General features: G+C 69.7%; 5 protein-coding genes. 1 reads left to right on the top strand and 4 read right to left on the bottom strand.

All coding sequences use genetic code 11. The annotated features are described in order from the left end of the window. Positions 1 to 13 precede the first annotated feature (13 nt). The 3 genes from AC5Y4S_RS24460 to AC5Y4S_RS24450 form a co-directional block, all read right to left on the bottom strand. On the bottom strand, positions 14 to 505 hold the full coding sequence (locus AC5Y4S_RS24460; RefSeq protein ID WP_500035174.1) for a hypothetical protein: 492 nt from the start codon (positions 503 to 505) through the stop codon (positions 14 to 16). Between the two features lie 217 nt (positions 506 to 722). Continuing rightward, complete coding sequence (gene lon, locus AC5Y4S_RS24455) at positions 723 to 3,035, bottom strand: endopeptidase La (RefSeq protein ID WP_500035173.1); 2,313 nt, start codon at positions 3,033 to 3,035, stop codon at positions 723 to 725. An 87-nt stretch (positions 3,036 to 3,122) separates the two neighbouring features. Continuing rightward, positions 3,123 to 3,947 carry a sulfite exporter TauE/SafE family protein gene (locus AC5Y4S_RS24450; RefSeq protein ID WP_500035172.1) on the bottom strand — a complete coding sequence of 275 codons (825 nt, stop codon included), beginning with the start codon at positions 3,945 to 3,947 and terminating at the stop codon, positions 3,123 to 3,125. A 93-nt stretch (positions 3,948 to 4,040) separates the two neighbouring features. Between AC5Y4S_RS24450 and AC5Y4S_RS24445 the strand changes: the two genes are divergently transcribed. Continuing rightward, on the top strand, positions 4,041 to 4,820 hold the full coding sequence (locus tag AC5Y4S_RS24445) for an AraC family transcriptional regulator (protein ID WP_500035171.1): 780 nt from the start codon (positions 4,041 to 4,043) through the stop codon (positions 4,818 to 4,820). Here the strand turns inward: AC5Y4S_RS24445 and AC5Y4S_RS24440 are convergent. Next, on the bottom strand, positions 4,788 to 6,038 hold the full coding sequence (locus tag AC5Y4S_RS24440) for an alpha-hydroxy acid oxidase (RefSeq protein WP_500035170.1): 1,251 nt from the start codon (positions 6,036 to 6,038) through the stop codon (positions 4,788 to 4,790). The two genes, AC5Y4S_RS24445 and AC5Y4S_RS24440, sit on opposite strands and share 33 nt — an antisense overlap. Between the last annotated feature and the right edge of the window lie 17 nt (positions 6,039 to 6,055).

Here is a 6,055-nt window from a genome sequence, read left to right as displayed (position 1 = left end):
TCAGGTCCCGGTTTTAACGGGGGGTTCCGATGTTGCCCCCGCCGTTGACCTGGCCTCCGGCGTTGCCCGCGGGCGTGTACGCCTGGAAACCGGCCGACGTGTTGACGCCCCACTGGCCCACGTCGGGGTTGAACACGACCGGAAGCTGGGTGCCGTCGGGGTCACCGACTGGCGGAACCCAGGTGGCCGGCAGTCCGTAGCGGCCCGGGTCGTTGTAGTGCCCCGGCGGCGGGAAGCCGTTCTGGCCCGGGGGAAGCGGGCTGCCGGGCGCGTTGCAGTTCACACCGGGCGCACCGGGGTTACAAATCGGCTGCCCGGGCAGCGGCTGACCAGGACCCGGCAGGTCGCGGTCCCCGCCCGGCACGTTCGGGCCCGGCACGTTGGGGCCCGGCCCCGGCACGTTCGGGCCGGGATCGGCGAGCGCGAAACCGGCGCCCAACCCGAGCGCCGCGGACCCGAGGCCACCGGCCATGGCGGCGGTGGCGGCGATCTTGGTGAGATTCATGTGAACTCCTTGTCCAGCTTGGCTGCGACGCACGCAGCGCAACAGCATTGACGGTGTTGTTCAGTTATTTCCCCAAGCACCTGGTCTGGGCCGAGGGACAGGGGAACGACCCCTGGCCCCTCGGCTACCCGAGTCGGCGGAACCAAAAACCCGCCCGTGACAATTTGTTGGCAGCAGACTCCCAGGTTTACGACAAGCTCCTGGCAGCCAAGGCCCCCTAGGCGGCGACGGTCGCGGCCCCCGGCGCGGGTTCGAGCGCCTGCGCGACGATCTCCGCGACGTCCGTCATCGGCTTGACGTCCAGTGCGTCGAGCACCTCGGCGGGCACGTCATCCAGATCGGGCTCGTTGCGCGCCGGGATGAAAACCGTTGACAGACCGGCACGCTGGGCGGCCAGCAGCTTCTGCTTCACGCCGCCGATCGGCAGCACCCGGCCGTTCAGCGTGACCTCGCCGGTCATGCCGACATCGCTACGCACCTGGCGGCCGGTGGCCATCGACACCAGAGCGGTGACCATCGTGACACCGGCCGACGGGCCGTCCTTGGGCACCGCGCCGGCGGGCACGTGCACGTGAATGCGCCGGTCCAGCGCCTTGGGATCGATGCCCAGCTCCGCGGCGTGTGAGCGCACGTAGGACAGCGCGATCTGCGCCGACTCCTTCATCACGTCGCCCAACTGACCGGTCAACTGCAAACCCGGCTCGCCGTCGGTCGCCCCGGCTTCGATGTAGAGGACGTCGCCGCCCAGCCCGGTCACGGCCAGGCCGGTGGCCACCCCGGGAACCGCCGTGCGTTCGGCCGACTCGGGGGTGAAACGCGGACGGCCCAGGTAACCGACCAGATCGGGCTCGTCGATCGTGACCGGTTCGTCGGCGATCTTGGTCGTCACCTTGCGCAGCGCCTTGGCCAGCAGCCGCTCGAACTGCCGAACCCCCGGCTCGCGGGTGTAATCGGCGGCGATCTTGCGCAGCGCGGCGTCGGTGACGGTGACCTCGTCATCGTTCAGCGCCGCCCGCTCCCGCTGCCGGGGCAGCAGGTAGTCGCGGGCGATGGCGACTTTGTCGTCCTCGGTGTAGCCGTCGATCTGCACCAGCTCCATGCGGTCAAGCAGGGCCGACGGGATGTTCTCGATCACGTTGGCGGTGGCCAGGAACACCACGTCGGACAGATCCAGGTCCAGATCCAGGTAGTGGTCGCGGAACGTGTGATTCTGCGCCGGGTCGAGCACCTCGAGCAGCGCCGCGCTCGGGTCGCCGCGGTAGTCGGAACCGACCTTGTCGATCTCGTCCAGCAGCACAACGGGATTCATCGATCCCGCCTCGCCGATCGCCCGCACGATCCGGCCCGGCAGCGCGCCCACGTAGGTGCGCCGGTGCCCGCGGATCTCGGCCTCGTCGCGCACGCCGCCCAGGGCGACGCGCACGAACTTGCGGCCCAAAGCCCGGGCCACGCTCTCGCCCAGCGACGTCTTGCCGACGCCGGGGGGACCGGCCAGCACCATCACGGCGCCGGAGCCGCGCCCGCCGACGACCTGCAGCCCGCGCTGCGCGCGGCGCGTGCGCACGGCCAGGTATTCGACGATGCGGTCCTTGACGTCCTCCAGCCCGTGGTGGTCGGCGTCCAAGACGGCCCGCGCCGCCGTCAGGTCGGTCGAGTCCTCAGTCCGCACGTTCCAGGGCAGGTCGAGCACGGTGTCCAGCCAGGTGCGGATCCAGCCGCTCTCGGGGCTCTGGTCGCTGGAGCGTTCCAGCTTGCCGACCTCGCGCAGGGCGGCCTCGCGCACCTTCTCGGGCAGGTCGGCGGCCTCGACGCGGGCCCGATAATCGTCGGAACCGTCGGGCTCGCCCTCGCCCAGTTCCTTGCGGATGGCCGCCAGCTGTTGGCGCAGCAGGAACTCCTTCTGCGTCTTCTCCATGCCGTCGCGCACGTCCTCGGCGATCTTCTCGTTGACCTCGACCTCGGCCAGGTGCGAGCTGGTCCAGTCGATCAGCACGCGCAGCCGCTCGGCCACGTCCACGGTCTCGAGCAGCTGGCGCTTCTGCACGTCGGTGAGGTAGGACGCATACCCGGACGTGTCCGCCAGCGCCGACGGGTCGGTCAGGCTGTTGACATAGTCGACGATCTGCCAGGCCTCGCGGCGCTGCAGCATGGCCAGCAGCAGTTTCTTGTATTCCGCCGCCAGGGCCTTGACCTCGTCGGTCGCCGGTGTTTCGGGCGCCTCGGTCACCTCGACCCACAGCGCGGCGCCGGGCCCGGATGCGCCCGCCCCGATGTGCGCCCTGCGCTCGCCGCGCACGACGGCCGCGGTGCCACCGCCGGCGATCCGGCCGACTTGCAGAATCTTCGCGATCACACCGTGGGTGGGGTAGCGGTCGTCCAGCCGGGGCGCGATCAGCAGCTGCCCCGATTCGCTCGCCTGTGCGGCGTCGATCGCCGCCCGGGCGGCGTCGTCCAGGGCGATCGGGACCACCATTCCGGGCAACACGATCGTCCCGGTGAACAAGACCGGAACAGACTTGGCTTCAGCCATTAGGTCCTCCAAAAGTTGAGTCTGACGCGCTTAACCCAGCCCGCTGGCGGTTTGTTCCCCGGCCGATTTCGCCCAGAGCGTGACGCCTTAGGCGACCACCGACGCGATCATCGCGATCAGGATGATTCCCAGCAGGATCACGTAGGCGACCGCGTGGACCCGGTCGGGGATCTTCCGGCCGGCGAGGACTCGCTTGGCGAGCGCGATCGTGGGCACCGATCCGGCCGCCAACGCCGCCGCGGCGGCCAGGCTCACGTAACCGACCTGGCCGGGATGCCCTCCCGCGGACCCGGCGAACGCGTAGATGGCGGTTCCGGCGATCGCGACGGGCAGGCTCAGCGGGTTGGCCAGCGCGGTGGCCTCGGCCATGGCAACGCCCTTGCGCCGCAGCAGCGGAACCGTCATCACGCTGCCGCCGATGCCGAGAAAGCTGGCAATCGCGCCGATGCCGAACCCGCCGAAGGTCGACGCGGCCCTGCTGAGCGGCGCGCCCGCCGCCGCACCGGCGGGGCCGCTCAGGAAGCCCTTCCGCACGACGCTGTCGACGATCGTGACGGCGATGTAGGCCACGAACAGGATGTGCAACAGCACCTCGGGAGCCCAGTCGGCGGCGACCGCGCCGAGGACGGCCCCGATCGCGATGAACGCCGTGATCGGCCAGAGGTAGTCGCGGCGAAGCCGGCCGAGCCGGACGCTGGCGACGGTCGCCGACGCCGCGTTGACGACCATGATCGCGGTCGACGTAGCGACGGCCGTGTGCATCGCATGGCCTTGGCCAACGCCTCCGCTGGTGGCCGCGACCGCGGCGTACACGCCGGGGACGGTGACGAATCCGCCGCCGAATCCGAAGATCACCGTGGTGATCCCGGTGACGCAACCCACCGCGAACATGAGCAGGACGAATTCGATCATGCGGCTCACGCTAGGCTTGTTCCGCGTTGGCGCACAATCGCTCGTCAGCCATAAACACCTGAGTTTCCGCCACGTCAGGGCTAGGCTGGCCGGGTGCGCAACGTTGCCCTCGATGACGTCGATGAGGTCAACCGCGCCGTACTGGCGATCGGGACGGATTACCCACCGCACCACCTGCTGGAGTTTCATCGGCATCGCCGCGCCCAACTCCTGTACGGGGCGACCGGCGTCATGCGGGTCGAGACCGCCGACGCGGCCTGGACGGTGCCCACCCACCGGGCCGTCTTGATCCCGCCGAACACCGAACACCAAGTGCTGATGGACGGGGTCAGCACCCGCAGCCTGTACATCGAGCCGTCAGCCGTGCCCTGGTTTCCGGCCCGCTGCCAGGTCGTCGACGTTTCGCCGCTGCTGCGGGCGTTGCTGCTCGCCGCGGTGGAACTGCCGGCCTCCTACGACCGGCACGGACGGGACGGCGCGCTGATCGACCTCGTCCTGCACGAGATCCAGTCCGTGACACCGCTGCCGCTCGATCTGCCGATGCCCGGCCGTGACGACTTGCGCGGCCTGTGCCAGGCGTTCGCGTCGGCGCCGAGCGTGCGGGAGTCGCCGGGCCGGTGGGCGGCGCATCTGAACCTCAGCGTCCGCACGTTCAACAGGGTGTTCCGCGCCGAAACGGGCCTGACCTTCCAGCAGTGGCGGCAGCGGGCGTGCGTCCTGCACGCCATCCAGCTGCTGAGCGGCGGCATGGGCGTCACGCGGACCGCGGCCAACCTGGGCTACGACAATCCCGCGGCCTTCTCGGCGATGTTCGTCAAAAGCATTGGCAGCACGCCGAAGTCATTCCTGCCTCGGCGACTCGATGGGCCCTAGCCGCCGCAGCTGGGTCACGTGCTTGGGTGATAGCTCCTCGAGGCAGGTGGCGCCCAGCAGCGCCATCGTCCGCGTTATCCCGCTCTGCAGGATCTCGATCGCTCGGGTCACACCCGCCTCGCCGCCGGCCATCAGCCCGTACAGATAGGCCCGCCCCACCAGCGTGCACCGCGCGCCCAGCGCGATCGCCGCGACGATGTCGGCGCCGGACATGATGCCGGTGTCGACCAGAATCTCGGTGTGCTTGCCCAGCTCGCGGGCGACGGTGGGCAGCAGGTGAAAGGGCACCGGGGCCCGATCCAGTTGGCGCCCACCGTGATTGGACAGCACGATGCCGTCGACGCCGCGGTCCACGACGGCGCGGGCGTCGTCGAGCGTCTGAATCCCCTTGACGACCAGCTTGCCGGGCCATTGGGCCTTGATCCATTCCAGGTCATCGAAGGTCAGGCTGGGGTCGAACATCGTGCTGAGGTACTCGCCGACGGTGCCCGACCAGCGATCCAGCGACGCGAAGGCCAGCGGCTCGGTGGTCAGCAGGTCGAACCACCACTTCGGGTGCGGCACCGCATCCAGCACGGTGCGCAGCGTCAGCGTCGGCGGGATCGTCATGCCGTTGCGGTTGTCGCGCAGCCGCGCACCCGCGACCGGGACGTCGACGGTGGCCAGCAGGGTGTCGAATCCCGCGTCGGCCGCGCGCTTCACCAGCGCCATCGAACGGTCGCGGTCGCGCCACATGTAGAGCTGAAACCACTTGCGTCCCTCGGGAACAGCGGTCACCAAGTCTTCGATCGCCGTGGTGCCCAGGGTGGAGAGCGCGAACGGGATCCCCGCCCGCGCGGCCGCCCGCGCGCCGGCGATTTCGCCCTCGGTGTGCATCAACCGGGTGAATCCGGTCGGCGCGATCCCGAACGGCAGCACCACCGGCTGGCCCAGCACGTTCCATCCGGCGGTCACGTTGGAGACGTCGCGCAGGATGGTCGGGTGAAACTCGATGTCGCGGAACGCCTGTCGCGCCCGCGCGATGGACAGCTCGTCGTCGGCCGCCCCGTCGGTGTAGTCGAACGCCGCCCTGGGGGTGCGCCGTTTTGCGATGCGACGCAGGTCCTCGATGGTGAACGCGGCGGCCAGGCGGCGCTTGGTCGCATCGAACTGCGGTCGTTTGAACTGCATCAGCGGCGCCAGATCGCGCACCTTGGGCACTCGTCGATTGACTGCCATGTATGCAACCGTAGTCA

The sequence above is a fragment of the Mycobacterium sp. NGS64 genome (genome assembly GCF_059812245.1).
This window is presented reverse-complemented; position numbering and strand designations above follow the sequence as displayed.